We start from the raw sequence: 17,466 nt of genomic DNA, 5'->3' as shown, positions 1-17,466 counted from the left end.
GAGTGAGGAGTGAGGAGGGAGAAGTGGTGCGTGGTGCGTATTGCGTGTTCCGTATTACGTATTACGTTTTCCGTATTCCGTTTTACGTTTGATTTCAGTCGGAGGTGAAGGATGCGTAGAGTGGCGATAGCAGTGGCATTGGCTTTTGCCGTGACGTTGGCAGTGGTGGTGGGGCAGCGCATGAGCGCGGAAGCGATGGCAGTGGTGGTAGGGGTGGTGTGCGGCGTGGCGGCAGGGATTCCCATGAGCGTGCTGTTGATGGTGATCATGACGCGCAGAGAGCGTCAAATGGAGGAGCCGCCCTACGGGCAGGGTGGCCGCTACGGAGCTTATCCGCCGGTGGTGGTCATCCAGGGCGGCACGCCAATATCGAACATCCCTTTGCCATCTTATTATCCTGCTCATACGCTGATCCATGAGTCCGCGCAAAGAGAATTCCACATCATTGGTGAAGGTGAAGAGTGAGTACAAATGGCATGCTGTTTGTTCAGGAGTTGAGAGCATGAAGACTGGGTTGCTTTGGTTTGATGACAATCCAAAAGTGCCGATTGCGACCAAGATCGAGAATGCAGCGCGCCGGTATCGTGAGAGGTTTGGAGAAGCACCGAATGTCTGCTATGTACATCCTAAAACCTTAGCCGGAGCAAAGAACATTCCAGTACATGTGCAGGTGATCGAATCAGTCAGCGTGCAGCCCAATTGTTTTTGGATTGGGGTAAAGCCATCCTGATCGTTCAGGGGATTCGAGTGGATACGGCTACGCCTCATCCTCCAAAGCGGGTGCAGGTTTGGCCTCGAAGCGGTAGCCCACTCCCCGCACGGTGCGCAGGCGCGTATGTTTCCCGGGTTCGTCCTCGATTTTCTTGCGTAGCCAGCTCACATGCACCTGTAGCGTAGCAATGTCGCCATCGTAATCAGTGTTCCATACCTTTTTCAGAATTATTCTATGCCTTAATACCCGGCCTGGGTTGCTCATGAACAACTTGAGCAGCAAGCATTCTTTGGGCGTCAGATGGTAACGACGATCTCCTTTGGTCAAACAGCGGGTTTGTAAGTCAAGCTCCAGGTCACCCTGGCGTAAAGTGCGTATTCTTTGTTCCCGCGGCCTTGGCTTCGTTTTCAGGGCACTTTCCACGGCAACTAATAGTTGTTGAAAATCAATGGGTTTAGAAAGGTACTGGATTCCTTGGATTTCATCGAACTGGGTAGGACTCTCTACGAGCGCAATAATGGGTGCGGCAGTTATGCTTCGTATGAGTTGGCAAGTTTCGAGAGCTTTAACACTGGCGGTGGGCACTTCCAACAAGACAAGGCTTGCATGATGTTCCCGAGCCTCTTTGAGGGCTTCCGTGCATTTTGCTATAGTAACTTCATAACCCCATTGTGACAGGCTTCTGCTGAGCAAGCCACCGATGAAATCTTCATCCTCAATGATCAGGATTTCCTTCGCCATGACCAGCACCTCCCGTTGCCAAACATACAAGGCAGCCAAACAGAATTGAACCTTTTTGTGCCCATCCTCTCCCATAGGAACTGGGAAGGCAGTTCTGCCTTTCATTCCAACGTCTGTTAGAGGCGACTCGTTTTCATTTTAAAGGGGCTAGAGCAACCGCAATGACCGCTGTGGACTCATTTCAGTGCAGGCATGGTAGCAAATTTGGATACGAGACCACATATCTATTATACTACAGAAATTAATCTATTACAAAATGGATATGCCCAGTCTTGTTGAGGAGGCTGCGAGATATGACACTCAGAAAACGAAAACTCTGCCGAAGCCAACTTCGACAGAGCATGCAACGAGTTTAGTCTCGTTTATAGAAGACAATATGAAAGCTTGTTTTTAGCTCCTCGGGCAGGACTCGAACCTACAACCCGCCGGTTAACAGCCGGCTGCTCTGCCAGTTGAGCTACCGAGGAATATCGCAATTCTATTATATATAATATGGCGTTTTCCGTCAAATTTAACTGAGATAATCCCTCAGTCTCCGGCTGCGCAAGGGATGACGCAGTTTGCGCAAGGCCTTTGCCTCAATTTGCCGCGCACGCTCCCGTGTCACGCCCAACTTCTGTCCCACTTCTTCCAACGTGAGACTCTGTCCATCATCCAGACCAAAGCGCCAACTGAGCACACGACGTTCCCGGTGGCTGAGCGAATCGAGGACTTCCTTCATCTGTTCTCGCAGCAGCTGCCGTGAGGTTTCGTCAACAGGGCCAGGTATTGTCTCATCCTCAATAAAATCTCCCAAAGAAGTGCTGTCTTCTGTGCCTACGGGCATTTCCAATGACATTGGCTCCTGAACCATGCGCATGATCTCGCTGACTTTGGAAGCTGCTGCGCGCAAACGACGCTGCAAGATGGGATCAAGCGGCTTCCCCACGCTCATTGCTTCCTCAATAGCAGCGGTTTCCTCAGGAGTCAACAAGTCCATTTTCAGCGCAATTTCTTCCACAGTGGGCTCACGGCCCAACTCCTGTGTCAGCGTCTGGGAAGCACGAAGAAAGCGGTTGATGGTTTCAATCATGTGCGTGGGAAGGCGAATGGTACGTGCTTGATCAGCAATGGCACGGCTGATTGCCTGGCGTATCCACCAGGTAGCATACGTGCTGAACTTGTACCCTTTAGTGGGATCGAATTTTTCGACCGCATGCAATAGTCCGATATTTCCTTCCTGGACCAGATCGAGAAAAGACATGCCTTTCCCTACATACCTTTTAGCCAAACTGACGACCAGTCGCAGATTGGCTTCTGCCAGGCGGCGCTGAGCCAGTTCCCCTTGGCGTACCTTTTCCTGCAGTGCCCGTCTCGTCTCTTGGTCCAGTTTGCTCTGGCGCAGCATCTTACGAGCTTCTTGCCCCTCCTTGATAGCCCCTGCCAACCTTACTTCCTCGTCAGCTTGCAGAAGAGGCACCCGCCCGATTTCCCGCAAATACATTCGCAATGGGTCATCGAGCAATGCTTGCTCTCTTGCAGAGGCAGGGATGGACGAGAGCTCTAAATCGGTCAGAGGGGACTCCAATGATTGTCGCTCCTCTTCAGGGCTTAGTATCGCAATACCCATTTCCTGGAAGGCATGATACAAAGCATTGCGTTCTTCTATGTCTCGATCGGCATCTGGGAAGATCTCATCAACATCACGCTCTGTGACAAACTTCTGTTTTAACCCTTTGGCTATAAGCCGATCCTTTTTCTCTTCGCGGTCATCGTCTCTGACCATCTTGAACTCCTGCTAACTATATAGTTGCCCTTGTCGAAGAGGGCGTAGCGAGCTCTGTACTGCCTTTTCCTTTTGCAGACGCACCAACTGCATTGTCAGTTCATTCACTTTCCGGCCCCATTCCCGGGTTGCATCTGCGTCGCCTTGTGCTCGAGCATCCTCCTGTAAATAACGGATCTCCTCATTGCGACGAAGCAGATGCAATTCCCGCAGTCTCAACGCGCATCGGGCTGCATCCCGATCGGCCTGTTCATCAGACAAAAAAGCAATTTCTTCCATCAACCCCAACGTATCCTCGAGTGCCTCGCGCAAGGGAACTTCCACTTCTTGACGCAGCGCATTGATATCGAGGCCATGATGTTGTGTGATATGACTGGAGATCAACTCAAATAGAGCACGCTTCTCCGTTTCAGTCAGGTCCTCGCTGCTCAATGGCTCCATTCCCAGGCTGGCGAGCAGCGCATTCATGGACTCGAGTAGTTCAGGTCGCCTAAGCAGCAACAGAAGCACGTACTGCTCCAGGCCGAAAGTCAGTCCAGGTTGTGCTGAAAGTCGCCCATACCGTTCGACTGCAGTGGGAGGTCCTTGAGGAGCTGGTCTCTTGCTCTCCATCTCCTGCTGCAACATGCGCTCATCTACACGCAACATGCGGGCCAATTTTTGCAAGTAATGGGCGCGTTCCACCGGGCTGCCGATTTCCTTGATAAGTGGCAGCACCTCCCTGGCCGCTGCCACTTTGTCTTTGGGGGACTCCAAATCGAATTTGGATACGATGGTCTGCAGATAGTACTCCACTACAGGGAGAGCCTGTGCAACGAGTGCATCCCAATTCGTCACGTCTTCCTTGATCACCTCATCTGGGTCTCGGCCTGACGGCAGAGCCACGATGCGTATCTCTGCGTCTAATTGGTCCTCATAGCGAATCAACCCGCGCCAGGTTGGCACGGGCATCACCCGGTGATCCAAAGCTTCTTTGGCAACCTCTAGTCCTCGCATTGTAGCCTGATCGCCCGCTGCGTCAGCATCAAGAGCCAGAACCAAATTTTTTGTCAATTTCTTGATTACACGCACTTGCTTTTCGGTAAGCGCTGTACCCATCGAGGCGACCACGTTCTTGCGGCCATGCTGATGAGCCATAAGCACATCCATGTACCCCTCGACAATGACCACATAACCTTGCTCACGAATGGCTGTTTTTGCTTGGTCTATTCCATACAAGATACTGCTCTTATCGAAAATAAGCGTCTGTGGCGAGTTCAGATACTTGGGTTGTGCATCGTCCAGTGCCCGTGCTCCGAAGCCTACGACGTGCCCTTGGACATCGCGGATGGGGAACATGAGCCGCCCGCGGAAACGATCGTAATAGCCGCCCTCTTTGCGCTCTAATACCAGCCCTGCCTCTAGCAAATCTGACCAAGAGTAGCCTTTGCTGGTCAAATACTGCCCTAGAGCCTGCCATTCATCGCGCGCATAACCCAATTGGAATATATCGCGAGTCTGATCAGAAATACCACGTTTGATCAGATAATTTCTGGCGCGCACACCCTCCGGTGAGTTCAAAAGCAGGTAATGACAGTACTCCGCAGCAAGCAGGTTGATCGTTCGCAGGCGCTCCTTAAGCCTCCCTGTTCCTTCCTCTCCTTCGCGGCGTGGTTCGAGGGATACGCCAGCGCGTTCAGCAAGCAAGCGTAATGCTTCGCCAAACTCCATATTCTCGCGGCGCATGATGAAACTGAAAACATCTCCCCCTGTATTGCAAGCGCCAAAGCAATGCCAGGACTGGGTATCGGGAAAGACAACAAAAGATGGCGTCTTCTCGCTATGGAAAGGGCAAAGGGCCTTGTAGTTACGGCCCGCTTTTTTCAGTGGTACATAACTGGAGATGACATCCACAATATCCAGACGTTCCTTGATTTCATCAATAACGCCCATGATTTCAATCCCAATATCACGAACACCCAATACTAACTTTATGGTACAACAGCAATCCTTCCATGCTGCCCATCGGCGATGTAGACGCGCTCTGTCACGGGATCAATTGCCAGACCAAAGGCATAAACAGGTCCAACACCTGATGTCCTTTGCACGGTATGCAAAGTTTCACCCACCATCACCAAAAGTTCGTCAACCGTCGCGGCGTACAACAGACCCCGCAATGGATCAACTGCTATGCCATAGACCCCCAGGAGAGGTTCATCTTTGCTGCCTCGCCGGATCGAGATGATCTGCCCCGAAAGAGTGTCCACAACAGCAATAGCCCGATGTTTGGGCGATAGGGCATAGGTCACGTAGAGGCGATCACGAACTGGGTCAAGGGCGAGACCATGTGGATGCCCCAGTCCGCCCAGCTTCACTGAGTTCACGAGTGTCCAGCTGCGCTCATCCATCATGGACACTGTGTCCTCACCAGCATTAGCGACGTAGATTCGGTGCAGACCAGGATCATACAACACTGCGTACGGTGCATCGCCAACAGGCACACGCATTATTATAGCACAATTTTGTCTATCTACAACAATTAGTTCATCGCTGCGGGTAGCCGTCACATAGATATAATCTTCTCCTATAGCCACACCACTGGCACCAGGAATGCCCTGCACAATTTTCAGCAACTGATGCTGCGCACCATCAACCACGGCCAGGGCATCCATCTGCTGTAGGGCAGCATAGACATAGTTGTTGGTCGTATCAACAGCCAATCCATAGGGTGCACTTGGCAGCGGAATATAAGCAATGACCTGATTGCTGCGAGTTTCGATGCCCCAAATTGCCTTGCCCGCTGTCATATAAAGCAAGCCATTTGCCGGGTTGAGCGCTATGCTGTGGATGAAATCAGGAGACACGTGAGGTTCATCTGTTTGCCACAGCGTGTGTACAGCGGGCATAGAAATTGGAGTTGATGATATAATACCTTGCAACTCATAAGCGCTCTGAGACTGTACTTTCTCCCCAACACCATGAAGAATCACAGGCAAGAATAGACGTCTGGAAGGCGTGGGCTGCAATCCGCAAACTAGCAGTGAAACATCGTCCACGTACATGGCAGTTACACCACCCGTTCCGTCGTTGAAGACACCAAAGTAAATGCGTATATCGTAGCCTTTGAAATTATTCAGAGAATAGCGCTTGTAAATCCAAGACTGCGCATTGGAGCGCGCATAAAGCACCCATTCTGCTCTATCTCCGGCTTCGACACGCACATATTGCAAATCGCGTTCCGTATCTCCAGAGACGGGATAATACCAAAAGGTCAAGGTGGGGTCTGACGCATTCGCTGGCACATAGACATTTTGCCTAGTGGTCGAGTAGCTGTAGCGGTTGTTGCTCAATGACTCGATCCCCAGGCGCATCGAGCGCCAACCACGGTAAGCACGAGCCGTGGTATAGCCAGCGGGGTACGCAGTATTCGGGATATACCAAGCTTCATCATCCCACTCAAAGCTACCGTTGATGATCAAGTCTGTACATCCGCCCGTGGGGCTTGCCGTTGCACTCGGGGACGGCACGGTAGTTGGGGTTGGAGTCGCGGTGGGAGAAACGGTTATTGTGGGTGAACGGGTAGGTGTGGCCGTACAGGTCATGGTTGGCGACACTGTGCTCGTAGGTGTTGGGGTATAGGAAGCTGTTCGTGTTGGCGAAAGCGTGGGAGATGCGGTAGGGCTGGCAGTGGGGGTGAGCATCGCGCCACAGGCAAGCACCGCCACATCGTCCACATATACCGTTGTTAAACCCGCTAACCCATCGTTGTACACGCCAAACAGTACACGCACCGTCATGCCTTTGAAGGCATCCAACGAATGCTTGGAATATGTCCAAACTTGAGAGTTCTCACGGATGTTGCGCAGCCGTTGCAGTTCGATGTTCGAGGACACATGGTAGATGGAAATGTAACCGAAATCACCGCTGGTATCTGTTGATTGTGGGTAATACCAGTAAGACAGCCACACCGTGCTGGCATCGGCTGGAATGGTGATTTGCTGTGCGACTGTAGACCAACTGTAGATATTATTTCCCGAATCAATGCCTAGACGCATCGAGCGCTGACCACTGTACGCGCGAACTGTTGTATAGGCTGCTGGATGAGCTGAGGCTCCGATTTGCCAAGCCCCGGTTTGCTCAAAGCCACCGTTGTGAATTAGGTCCGGGCACGAAGTTGGCGTAGGAGTTACAGTAAACGTCTCCGTCGCGGTGGGACTTGGAGAAAGTGTAACCGTTGTTGTGGGCAGTTGTGACATCGTTGCACTAGGGGATGGAGACGGTGCAGCAGTTTCCGTTGAGACTGGCGTCAAAGAAGGGGTATTCGTTGGCACAAAGGTTGCTGTAGGTATCTCTGTCGAGGTTGCGCTGGCCGTTGGTGTAGCGCTGATAGTAGCAGAAGGAGAAGGGGTTTCAGTCACAACAGGAGTAAAAGTGAGTGCAGGAGTCCAGGTTGCCGTTGCTATAGCAGTAGCTGTTGGCGATGCAGTGGGCGTACGCGTTAGAGTTGGGGTTGGCGTGCGTGTCGGAGTAGGCACATATACCGTAACAGGAGCTACGCGCGTAAGCGATAGGGATGGAGCATTGCTGGCAGTAACCGAAACGTCATTGTAATATGTACCAGCGCTGCTTGCCGCGGTAACTTGAAAAGTAATGCGCATCACGCTGCTCACTGACGAGAACGATTTGTCCATTGCCTTGACTGCATCGAATTGTCGGTGGCCAACCCAATCCCATTTCCACCATGTTCCCTGAGGATCAACCAATTCATAAGGACAAACTCCAATGACTTCGGGCCACTGGCTCCAGTAATCACGAAAGGCGCGCACGATATAATCTGCGCGGTTGCTTTCATTAATCGGGGGATAAAGTACATCGTAGGCATTGTAGAGCTCGTAGCCAGTCTCGGTAAGCAGCACCTTAACCCCGCTGCGGCCATACTGGGTCAGCACTTCCAACTCGCGTTGATATAGATCAACAGCTGCCCAGCTATCGCCGGCTGTACCATTATGGATATTGTAACTCGGTGGTCTGTTTCCTGGATAGGGATGGCTGGCCCAAATATCGAATGCCCACAATGCAGATGGTACGTTGATGAGCATGGACCTCAAGTAATCCAGGTAATCATAATCGCCGCCTGGAGAAAGCGGAGCGTTTAGGATAACGACATGTGGATCTCCAAGAGTGCGAATAGCAGCCGCTACGTCTACCAAGAAACGCCCATACTCCGTAGGATTTGCTTGTCCCTCCCACTCCCAGTTAAGATTGGGTTCATTCCAGACTTGCACGTACAGGTTGTAGCCATCTCGCTTGGGCAGCCCTTCTACTACCTTACTGAATGCCCGCGCCCAAGAGCCGTAGCGCCCATCTGGATCAGGCTTGGGCTTGATCCAGAATTGTGGGGTGCTCGCTCCTGCTAGTCGGACGACTGGTATGAGCCCCCGATCATAGGCCTTGTTCACAAAATACTTCCAGCAATCCAAAGGGCCTTGCCAGGTGGGGTCAATCCAGTCCAATAACTGTGTGACATAACTGCCCGCGCCCATGAGCTCACGGGCGCGGTCTAGCTGGTAATCTATATAACCTTGGTCACAGGGATTCCAACGGCTTTGCACAAAGGTATGGATGCCATAAACACTGGCATTGCGCCCAGAGGGCAGGCGCAAACCGGGCGTTGGTTTGGCCCAGGTCAGAGTACGTCCGCTAATAACGGGGTCCGTTGTGGAAACGGTCACACCGTTCACCGTGATGCGGCTAGTGCCAGGGAGATAGGTGAAACCATCGGGCAGAGCATCCCTTATGGTGATGCCTTCTGCAGGCTCATTGCCGGCATTCGTCAAGGTGATGGTATAAGTTACGCGTCCACCAGCGGCTACGGTAGATGGAGTGGCAGATTTGCTGAGCGCGAGCTGCGGGCCAGTTGCAGCTCTTCCCCAACCTGGCAGTACAAGAATGAGCAGCAGTGCTGCTGCATACTTCCAAGATATCCACCGCTGATGCATTGTCTTCCCGGAATGTCTTCTTGTCGCCATATTACCTATCAGGTTATCATCGCTTCACGAGCGAGGCCGCATCCACATTGAACCGATGTGCTAATTTCCCCTGCTATTATTGCAGGCAACGGGGCATCTACCACCCCTGCATAGCATCCATGAAAGGGCATAGAGGGCTATGTTGCAGTATCCTCAAGCACCATTCTCGCTACCTTCTGTCCCATCTCCACGGCGTAGTTCGAGCCCCGGTCCCAGGGATAGACCTGGCTCATGCTGGCAAAGTACAAGCCCGCCACAGGCGTGCGTACGGCAGGGATCTGCTTGGAGTAATGGACAGGCACCACCGGTTGCGCATATTTACGCCGAAACAGCCAGGTGTTGCGCACCCAAGATAGCTCAAATTGGGGATTAAAGGCTGGCATGCTGGGCAGGAACTCTTGCAGGATCTCCTCCTTGCTCAAGCGAAAGTAGCGATGTTCTGGTGGGAGATAGGTCCCCAGGTAAACGATATAATCCCCACCATAGTGTTCTGGCGATTGATAGTTGGTGTGTTCCACAAAAGCCAGGAAGGGGAACTCCCCCTTAGGTAGGTTGATCCAATAGAAGCCATCCGTCATAGGATGCTTCAAAGCCAAAATGAGGGTCAACGCACCAATAGCACGCAGTCCGCGTATCTGTGCTGCATAATCCTCAGGCAGGTCCGGCGCCAGATGAAGCATCGTTTGCGGTGGAACTGTGGCTATCACTGCTTCAAACTCGTGCACAGCCTTTGCGGCATGAACGCGAATTCGCGGTGCGCTTCCTTCAATGCGCTGCACTGGTGTATTCAAGTGAATAACACCGCCTTGAGATTGAACCTTGGCCACCAGGGCATTGAAGAGCGTCTGATAGCCCCCAATATAGTAACCCAAGCGCGGTGTTCGCTTGTGAAATCGCGCCCAGAACCAGGCCATGTTGACTTCGCGGTAGTATTCTCCGAACTTGCCCGCGAGCAGTGGCTCCCAGAGTGCCTGGTAAGCCCGTTGACCAACATAACGAGGTAGCCATTCGTGCGCCGAGACCCGTTCCAGAGGTTGCCACTCTTGGGAGAGACGCAGGTAGAGGATTACAAGTCCAACACGCATTTTATCCGCAAAGGACAAGTAGGGATAGCGCAGCACAGCCAGCGGGCTATCAAAAGCATGAGCACCGCCTTTTTGCCAGATAGCAGTGATCGGCCTGGGGAAAAACACCTTGTCAGCAATCCCCAACTCCCGGTTGAAATTCAACAGAATGTCATCCGAGGCAAAGATGTGATGATAGAACATCTCCAGAGGCCATTCCCAATTCTCGTCTTGGAAGGTTCCGCTCAAGCCACCAGCCTGAGATGCCTGCTCAAAAACAGTTACCTTATGTCCACGCTTACTCAGTTCATAAGCTGCGGTTAGTCCAGTAAAGCCCGCACCAACAATGCCGATCTCCATGTCGCTGTTGCTCCCGTTAGCGTTCGTTTGTCACCACCCACTCCTGTTTCTATTCGGGCATCATGCCGGACAGAATTCTTTCCATAGCCATGGTATGGCTGCATACACCTCTCTGGGCAAAGAAGTGGCATCCACATTGCCATGCTCCTTGATCGTAGCGAACTGTGTAAGTGCCATGATCGCCACGAAAAATCACCTCAAATCGGAGGAAATGCACGCGCTCCTTCTCTTCTGCATATCGCCTTGCTTTTTCAATCTTGCTCACCATTCCCGAGTCCATGAACCCTCCTTAATTGGCAACGAGTCCAATCAGGTGCCACTCAGTCTTTTCTTCACCAAATCAATATTTCCGATAGACCACGGATCAACCTGGTACAGCATCGCCAGATAAAAACTGACATAATCGCCGAAAAGCACCAGTGATAGCATTTGAGCCAGTTTGCTGCACCCACGCGCTTCAACCACATCGAAAGCGAAACCATCCCGCTGCAGTAGTTCGCGCACGACGTCGAAACGCATTTGCATTCGTGGATGGTGCAACGAAGAAGTCAACATCACTACATGCACATACTGCAGCAAATAAGACGGCGCAGGGTAGCCTGCCACTGTGTTGTGGCAAAGTTCGGGAAACACGTCGAAAATGGCCCATGTCTTGGCATTTTCATTAAATTGTCCCTTCCAACGACGTGCCACCTCGCTCAAATGCTCTGCGCCATATACGACCGGCACCCGCCCGTAAAGCTTTTCGGCCAGCGCCTTTGCCGCATTGCTTGTTACAGGTACTGTCTCTTTGATCTGCGCTTGCCACTCGCGCATCACGGTGATCGCCTCTGCTACATCAGCTGATTTATCGTTCACCAATCCTAAATGCTGTACAATGCCCAACAAGGCCATAAGAGCGCAGCCCACTGCAGCCCGGGGCTGTGTTTTATAGTGGCATAGGTGCAAAGGTAGGCCGTGCATACGCGTGCGCCGCGCCAGTTCACCCCCTGTGGTGATAGACAGCAGCCGTGCTCCGCGTTGTAAAGCTTCGTCAAAACCGCTTAGCGCCTCCTCGGTGTCACCGGAGTAACTGCAGGCAATGACTAAAGTGCGCTGATTAACAAAGGCCGGCACGCCATAATCGCGGTGCACAATGCACGGGATAGGACACTCCTCAACAAGTAGAGCGCGCAACAAGTCACCACCGATGGCTGAGCCACCCATACCCAGGATGACGATTTGGTCCACCTGGCGATAGGTGTCCGGTAGCACGATGTCCTGGATCTCATCCCAAGCGTCCTCACATTGCTGCGGCAGTCCCGCGATGTGGTTTAGCATCCTCTGCGGATCGAGCACAGAGAAGTTTTGAGGCGCATCCAAGTCAAACATTCGTTTCTCTCTCTACATCGTGATGAGGTTGGTCTGTTCTTGCAATGCAAGGCGATAAACTGCACGTTTAGGCCACCGCGCCATTCTGGAGACCTGGCTTACGGCATCGCGGCGACTCAGCCCACTGTGGATCATCTCACGCAATACCCTTCGCACGCGAGATTCTTCCCAGGCAGGTTCCTCACGGTCGGGTGCACCAGCGAGCACCAAGGTGAATTCCCCACGCGGAGTACTCTGTCGAAAATGAGTCAACGCGGCGTGGACTGTCCCGCGCCAAATCTCTTCGTACTTTTTGGTCAATTCACAGGCAACCACCAATTGCCTATCACCGCAAATGGTGTAGATATCTTCCAAAGCGGCTAACAGGCGGTGTGGTGTCTCAAAACAGACAATCGTGCGCGGTACTTCGCGTATGGAAGCCAGCGTCCGCTGTCGCGCCAGGCGGCGTCGTGGGAGGAAACCAAGGAAAACAAAGCTGTCCGTGGGCAGACCCGATACTGCCAAAGCAGCGAGGACAGCCGATGGCCCTGGCACGACTTGCACGGGTATACCAGCAGCAATCACAGCCTGGACCAGGCGGTATCCAGGATCGGATATAGTGGGCATGCCTGCTTCTGAAACCAGGGCCACGTCTTGAGTTTCTAGAGCGCGCAGGATCTCTTCCTGTCTGACTAATTCATTGTGTTCAAAGAAACTGATCATTGGCGTGTGAATGTCATAGCAAGTCAGGAGTTTGGCTGTTGTTCGCGTATCTTCAGCGGCAATTAGGTGCGCCTCGCGCAATACGCGCAGTGCACGCAACGTGATGTCCTCTAGATTCCCAATTGGTGTCGCTACAACATATAACACGCCCATTAGATAAAATTATAGCAGAGAGATCGCCTCACGCCCAAGAGCACTATCATGGAGGCTATCACACCTTCACGGGTTAACCTCGAGATAGGCGGCGGAAGAGATTGCGCCATTCGCCTTTCTCCCAGACAACTAGTAGTGGTACAGCGGTGAAGATAGATGAATAGGTGCCACTGATCAAGCCAATCAGCAGAGTGGCGATAAACTGGCGGATGGTCGCTCCCCCGAAGAACAGGATTGCGATCAGAATAAAGATAGCATTCAATTGCGTGGCCAGAGAGCGATGTATTGTTTCCAACAAGCTGCGGTTCACGATCAACTCGTAGGGTTCGCCACGACGCTTGGGAATGTTCTCTCGGATGCGGTCAAACACCACAATAGTATCTTGTACTGAATAACCGGTCACTGTGAGCATGGCTGTGAGAAACAGCGCATCGGCTTCCCAACCCAGCACCAGGCCAAAAATGGAAAAGGCCCCCATAGTAACCAAGACATCGTGCAGAGTTGCTGCAGTGGCACAAATGCCATAACGCAAAGCGTTAGGCACTTTTCGCCATGCAAAGATGATAAAACTCATAATCACAACAGCGGCTGCAGTAATAGCCATTGTGGCGCTGCGTGTGACCTCGCGCCCCACGGTGGGGCCTACCTGATCGAAACGCAGCTCGGTTAATGGGCCAAATCTCGCGGTCAAATCAGCCTGAATCTTGGCCTTCTCCCCCTCTTCCAACTCCTTCGAACGGATAAGCACTGTTTTAGCATCTAAGGTGGTTTGCACCAAAGTATCACCGTAGCCGTGCTCAACAAATACTTGGCGGACCTCAGCAGGCATCACTGGTTGCTCAAAGGCCAATTCCATGAACGCACCGCCGGTAAAATCAATGCTCAATCGCACTGGACTGCCAAAACGCAACATGGAAATGCCCATAGCGATAAGGCCCGTAATAATAATTAGACCCGAAATCAAAAAGTACCAATATCGCTTGCTAACAATGTCTGTCATGATACCTCCACGAAAAGGTGAAACTCAAGCACTGCCAAGGGCTGCTTTCTGGATATCGGATGAATGCTTCAGATACTACAAGCCAATCAGCCACTTGCTGTCGCGCAGATTCTCACCCCCAATGGCGTAAAGCACACGGATAATAGTGCGCGTAACGGTAATTGCGGTGAACATGCTGACCAGCACGCCTAGGAAGAGCGTTACCGCAAAGCCCTTGACCATGCTCGCACCGAAGTTTGAACCAAACCAGTAGAGGATTACACAGGTAATCAGGGTGGAAAGGTTCGAATCTCGGATAGAGGTCCAGGCGCGATCAAAACCAGCCTGGATAGCCGAACTGAACCGTTTCCCTTGGCGCAGTTCCTCCTTCATGCGCTCAAAAATCAAGATGTTGGCATCGACTGCCGTACCCACTGAAAACAGAAAGCCGGCTACACCGGGTAAAGTCAGCGTCACCGGGATCAACTTAAACAAACTGAAAGTAACCAAGGCGTAGATAACCAGCGCAATGTCAGCAATAAAGCCATGTAGCCGGTAGTAAACCAACATGAACGATAAGACAATAATGACGCCAATAATGCCTGCGCGGGTGCTCTTTGCGACCGAGTCTTGCCCAAGAGTGGGGCCCACGGTACGGTTTTGAATGACTTTCAGCGGCACAGGCAGTGCCCCGTAGCGCAATTGGATGACAATGCTGCGTGCCTCAGACAGTTTAAAATCACCAGTGATGCGGCCCGAACCTTCGGTAATAGCGCTCTCAATGCGTGGACACGAGATGATCACACCGTCCATCGCAATAGCCAGATACCGTCCGATGTTGGCAGCGGTATGAGCGGCAAAAATTTGGGCGCCTTCTTCAGTCAAGGTGAAATTGATCTGGGGCCTACCATATTCGTCCTGACCAACCTGTGCAGATTGTAGATGTTTTCCGGTGATCACCGTACGGAAAACGCGGGGACGTGGAGTTGGCGAAGGTGTCGCTTCGACTTCAGCAGTGGGGGAGATAACCTCGGCGGGTGTGACTGTTGTGGTTGGCGTAGGCGTCTCTATGGCCAGAGCTGTGCTTGTCGCAGTTGGTTCGGGAGTAGGTGTTGGGATACCAAACTCGCCACTTTCGCGGAAGCTCGTCTGGACTTCCAAGCCTGCAGGCAGAAAAGTATTGCCAGCGTCTATGAATTCCAGGAGACCTGTCTGCCGTAAAGTGGAAATGGCTAGCTCAGGATCTTGAATGCCTGGCAATTCTACCACGACCCGATTGGAGCCTGCTAACTGCACAAGGGGTTCTACCACTCCCAGGCCATTAACGCGATTGTCAATGATGCCCTTTACCGCAGCCATGGCATCTGCGTCCACTTGCTGCCCCGGAGGCAAATCGGCCTCAAGTACAACTTGTACACCACCCTGCAAATCCAGGCCGCGATGCACCTTGATATCGCGATCAAAATGGATGGGGCCAAAGTGGATGTGCAAACCAGGGTTATTTGGCCAGACAATCCAAATTGCAATACCCGTCAAAACGATGATGAACATCAATAAAGTTATATCACGCTGCTGCATTGATTTCCTCCACAGTTTGGAGCAGGCAAATAATAGCCACACCCGGCAGGGGTGTGGCCGGTTTAGCCCGTTCAGGTTGCTCGATTATAGGCTATCCTTACGGACCTGTCAAATCATTACTGCGCTTGGGTGCATAATGCTCCAGGAAGTCCGTGGCAATTTTCAACACCTGCAATTCAGTCAGGTCATCGGTCATAATGTATAGATCGCAATGAGCGCGGGCATGGGCCAAACGCCGCCGTTGCTCCTCCACGCATCCTACCACATAATGGCGCTGTCCTCGACGATAAACAACCTCTTCACTAGCATCCAGGTAAATCAGCACATCTGGGCGTGAGATGACCTGCCACATGTAAGGGACTTCCGAATGCTCCTGACCACATTCACGAACTTCATAGCCCAACTTGCGCAACGCTTCCGCCAACACTGTCTTGCCACTTCCACAGATGCCTACCAGGACTATACGCATATATTGTACCTCTCATCCCGCTATAGGCGTGGCAGGTAAGACCTTTCAGAAAGGCGGCAACGGGAAACGAACGGTCAGACGCCGGATATTGTCCACTGCTTCACTTGGTACGAGAGCGAGCACGAGCACGCTCATGTCGTCTTGTGGGCGTCCTCGATCCAATTCCATGGCACGAGCTAGAATCACATCAGCCAATAGGGAAGCAGTGCATTGACTTTGCTTGAGCTGATGGGCAACGCATTCCACCACGTCAAAGGAGGTACCAAAGCGACTTCCTGCATCAAGCACGCCGTCGGTGAAGGCAACAACCCAGATGTTTGCTGCTATCGGGATTTCAGTAATGCTAGGTTTGGTGCTAGCATAGATACCAATAGCCTGGCTCGGCTCATTGAGCATACGCAAACCGTCTTTATCCACTAATAGTACTGGGCAATGACTGTTACGGGATATGACCAGCGTGCGTGTGACCAAATCAAGCGAAACCATGCTGAGTTCAGCGGATACTTTGCCTTGGTGGTAGGCACGCAGATAGTCATGCGCCGCTCTAGCTGCCGCGCCATCGCGTATACCTTCTGCTAGCAACGAGATAGCTTTGCGTGCCACCAGGTTGCTGATACGCTTGGCGGATTGTCCACTGCGCTGACCATCCACTAGAACCAGCGATAGCCCGCCATGAGGGCGTTCGATCATCTCCAAGGTGTCGCCACTTTCACTGACAGCATACTTGTTGACCTTGGCCACGCCAACTTGCAATTCAAGTTCAGGGTTTTCATTTGATCCTTGCATATTCATCATTATACTTTTTGCTCCCCTTTGTTCAAAGGCAAGAAGCAATGAGCACTACAGTCGTATCGAAATTGTAGCGTTTTTGACAAAGCTCTGCAGCAAACTTATAATAAAAATACAGATGGCCACTATGGGAATCACATTCAGCATATGTTGGACCTTCTGGGGGTGGATAGGCACAGCTATTTCTGCACACGGGCTAGTTGGCACCACCTTACCATCCCGTACGCCTGAGGAAGCACTGGCCCCTTTGATACACCGATGGCCGGGTGCTCAAGAGGGTATGGATCCTCGCCTGATGGCCCTGCACGAAAAATTGCAGCGCTATTTTCGAGGCGAGCTTGTGGACTTTCGAAATGAAGTCCTTGACGTGCGCCAGGGCACGGACTTTCAAGTTCGTGTCTGGAGTGTGGTTCGTTCTATCCCTTGTGGACAGGTTCGTTCCTATAGCTGGGTAGCAGCTCAGGTCAGCTCCCCTCAGGCAGCTCGAGCTGTGGGACGGGTTATGGCCACCAATCCGTTTCCCATTGTTGTGCCATGCCATCGTGTCATAGGGCAAAATGGCCAACTAATCGGTTTTGGTGGCGGGCTTGAGATGAAGCGGCGTCTACTTGAGCTGGAGGCAGCACAAGTCCAGGGCAGACCTTTTTATGTGTAAGTGGCCAATAGATCGTTACCAGCCTCTTTGTCACAAGCGAGCAGCAGGTCGGTACTAATTGGGTCGAGCAGGATAGGTGGTAGCAAGGCGATATGCTCATCCCCAGTATACCCCAAATGG

General features: G+C 52.2%; 15 protein-coding genes and 1 tRNA gene. 3 read left to right on the top strand and 13 right to left on the bottom strand.

Translation table 11 applies throughout. The features are described from left to right. Positions 1–111 precede the first annotated feature (111 nt). Together H5T67_12155 and H5T67_12150 are read left to right on the top strand one after the other, a co-directional pair. Entirely contained in the window at positions 112–465 is a 354-nt protein-coding gene (locus H5T67_12155) for a hypothetical protein (protein MBC7246056.1), read from the top strand. Positions 466–502: 37 nt separating this feature from the next. Then, a complete protein-coding gene (locus tag H5T67_12150) occupies positions 503–730 on the top strand; it encodes a hypothetical protein (protein MBC7246055.1) in 228 nt (75 codons plus the stop codon). 27 nt (positions 731–757) lie between these two features. Here the strand turns inward: H5T67_12150 and H5T67_12145 are convergent, their stop codons facing one another. From H5T67_12145 to H5T67_12085, 13 genes are all read right to left on the bottom strand, one after another. Next, positions 758–1,453 carry a response regulator transcription factor gene (locus tag H5T67_12145; protein MBC7246054.1) on the bottom strand — a complete coding sequence of 232 codons (696 nt, stop codon included), beginning with the start codon at positions 1,451–1,453 and terminating at the stop codon, positions 758–760. A gap of 394 nt (positions 1,454–1,847) precedes the next feature. After that, a tRNA-Asn gene (locus tag H5T67_12140) sits at positions 1,848–1,920 on the bottom strand. Between the two features lie 44 nt (positions 1,921–1,964). Further along, on the bottom strand, positions 1,965–3,218 hold the full coding sequence (locus H5T67_12135; protein MBC7246053.1) for a sigma-70 family RNA polymerase sigma factor: 1,254 nt from the start codon (positions 3,216–3,218) through the stop codon (positions 1,965–1,967). A 12-nt stretch (positions 3,219–3,230) separates the two neighbouring features. Next, on the bottom strand, positions 3,231–5,150 hold the full coding sequence (locus tag H5T67_12130) for a DNA primase (GenBank protein ID MBC7246052.1): 1,920 nt from the start codon (positions 5,148–5,150) through the stop codon (positions 3,231–3,233). Between the two features lie 38 nt (positions 5,151–5,188). Then, complete coding sequence (locus H5T67_12125) at positions 5,189–9,196, bottom strand: DUF11 domain-containing protein (GenBank protein ID MBC7246051.1); 4,008 nt, start codon at positions 9,194–9,196, stop codon at positions 5,189–5,191. A gap of 167 nt (positions 9,197–9,363) precedes the next feature. Then, the gene (locus H5T67_12120; GenBank protein ID MBC7246050.1) at positions 9,364–10,650 is read right to left on the bottom strand and encodes an NAD(P)/FAD-dependent oxidoreductase; all 1,287 of its coding nucleotides are present in this window, start codon (positions 10,648–10,650) and stop codon (positions 9,364–9,366) included. Positions 10,651–10,699: 49 nt separating this feature from the next. After that, on the bottom strand, positions 10,700–10,930 hold the full coding sequence (locus tag H5T67_12115; protein ID MBC7246049.1) for a hypothetical protein: 231 nt from the start codon (positions 10,928–10,930) through the stop codon (positions 10,700–10,702). A gap of 29 nt (positions 10,931–10,959) precedes the next feature. Beyond that, positions 10,960–12,021 carry a bifunctional phosphoglucose/phosphomannose isomerase gene (locus H5T67_12110; protein ID MBC7246048.1) on the bottom strand — a complete coding sequence of 354 codons (1,062 nt, stop codon included), beginning with the start codon at positions 12,019–12,021 and terminating at the stop codon, positions 10,960–10,962. 12 nt (positions 12,022–12,033) lie between these two features. Continuing rightward, positions 12,034–12,876, bottom strand: coding sequence for a 16S rRNA (cytidine(1402)-2'-O)-methyltransferase (rsmI, locus tag H5T67_12105; protein ID MBC7246047.1), 843 nt, complete (start codon positions 12,874–12,876; stop codon positions 12,034–12,036). 73 nt (positions 12,877–12,949) lie between these two features. After that, positions 12,950–13,876 carry a protein translocase subunit SecF gene (gene secF, locus H5T67_12100; GenBank protein MBC7246046.1) on the bottom strand — a complete coding sequence of 309 codons (927 nt, stop codon included), beginning with the start codon at positions 13,874–13,876 and terminating at the stop codon, positions 12,950–12,952. Positions 13,877–13,951: 75 nt separating this feature from the next. After that, positions 13,952–15,433: a protein translocase subunit SecD gene (secD, locus tag H5T67_12095; protein ID MBC7246045.1), complete on the bottom strand. Its 1,482-nt coding sequence runs from the start codon at positions 15,431–15,433 to the stop codon at positions 13,952–13,954. A 97-nt stretch (positions 15,434–15,530) separates the two neighbouring features. Then, positions 15,531–15,902 carry a hypothetical protein gene (locus H5T67_12090; GenBank protein MBC7246044.1) on the bottom strand — a complete coding sequence of 124 codons (372 nt, stop codon included), beginning with the start codon at positions 15,900–15,902 and terminating at the stop codon, positions 15,531–15,533. 45 nt (positions 15,903–15,947) lie between these two features. Further along, positions 15,948–16,688 carry a serine/threonine-protein phosphatase gene (locus tag H5T67_12085; GenBank protein ID MBC7246043.1) on the bottom strand — a complete coding sequence of 247 codons (741 nt, stop codon included), beginning with the start codon at positions 16,686–16,688 and terminating at the stop codon, positions 15,948–15,950. Positions 16,689–16,818: 130 nt separating this feature from the next. On the opposite strand from H5T67_12085, the gene H5T67_12080 reads away from it, so the two are divergent. Next, positions 16,819–17,346: a methylated-DNA--[protein]-cysteine S-methyltransferase gene (locus H5T67_12080; GenBank protein ID MBC7246042.1), complete on the top strand. Its 528-nt coding sequence runs from the start codon at positions 16,819–16,821 to the stop codon at positions 17,344–17,346. Positions 17,347–17,466: the final 120 nt, after the last annotated feature.

This window comes from Chloroflexota bacterium, from assembly GCA_014360905.1.
Taxonomy (GTDB): Bacteria; Chloroflexota; Anaerolineae; order UBA2200; family UBA2200; genus JACIWX01.
Note: the sequence above shows the minus strand (reverse complement) of the source record. Positions and strands in the feature narration are given on the sequence as shown.

Excerpts from the sequence above, each read along its gene's own strand:
- H5T67_12155 (MBC7246056.1), top strand. The coding sequence starts at position 112 with ATGCGTAGAGTGGCGATAGCAGTGGCATTGGCTTTTGCCGTGACGTTG.
- H5T67_12115 (MBC7246049.1), bottom strand. The coding sequence starts at position 10,930 with ATGGACTCGGGAATGGTGAGCAAGATTGAAAAAGCAAGGCGATATGCA.
- H5T67_12080 (MBC7246042.1), top strand. The coding sequence starts at position 16,819 with ATGGGAATCACATTCAGCATATGTTGGACCTTCTGGGGGTGGATAGGC.
- H5T67_12125 (MBC7246051.1), bottom strand. The coding sequence starts at position 9,196 with ATGCATCAGCGGTGGATATCTTGGAAGTATGCAGCAGCACTGCTGCTC.
- H5T67_12135 (MBC7246053.1), bottom strand. The coding sequence starts at position 3,218 with ATGGTCAGAGACGATGACCGCGAAGAGAAAAAGGATCGGCTTATAGCC.
- rsmI (MBC7246047.1), bottom strand. The coding sequence starts at position 12,876 with ATGGGCGTGTTATATGTTGTAGCGACACCAATTGGGAATCTAGAGGAC.
- secD (MBC7246045.1), bottom strand. The coding sequence starts at position 15,433 with ATGCAGCAGCGTGATATAACTTTATTGATGTTCATCATCGTTTTGACG.
- H5T67_12145 (MBC7246054.1), bottom strand. The coding sequence starts at position 1,453 with ATGGCGAAGGAAATCCTGATCATTGAGGATGAAGATTTCATCGGTGGC.
- H5T67_12150 (MBC7246055.1), top strand. The coding sequence starts at position 503 with ATGAAGACTGGGTTGCTTTGGTTTGATGACAATCCAAAAGTGCCGATT.
- H5T67_12120 (MBC7246050.1), bottom strand. The coding sequence starts at position 10,650 with ATGGAGATCGGCATTGTTGGTGCGGGCTTTACTGGACTAACCGCAGCT.
- H5T67_12130 (MBC7246052.1), bottom strand. The coding sequence starts at position 5,150 with ATGGGCGTTATTGATGAAATCAAGGAACGTCTGGATATTGTGGATGTC.
- secF (MBC7246046.1), bottom strand. The coding sequence starts at position 13,876 with ATGACAGACATTGTTAGCAAGCGATATTGGTACTTTTTGATTTCGGGT.
- H5T67_12090 (MBC7246044.1), bottom strand. The coding sequence starts at position 15,902 with ATGCGTATAGTCCTGGTAGGCATCTGTGGAAGTGGCAAGACAGTGTTG.
- H5T67_12110 (MBC7246048.1), bottom strand. The coding sequence starts at position 12,021 with ATGTTTGACTTGGATGCGCCTCAAAACTTCTCTGTGCTCGATCCGCAG.
- H5T67_12085 (MBC7246043.1), bottom strand. The coding sequence starts at position 16,688 with ATGCAAGGATCAAATGAAAACCCTGAACTTGAATTGCAAGTTGGCGTG.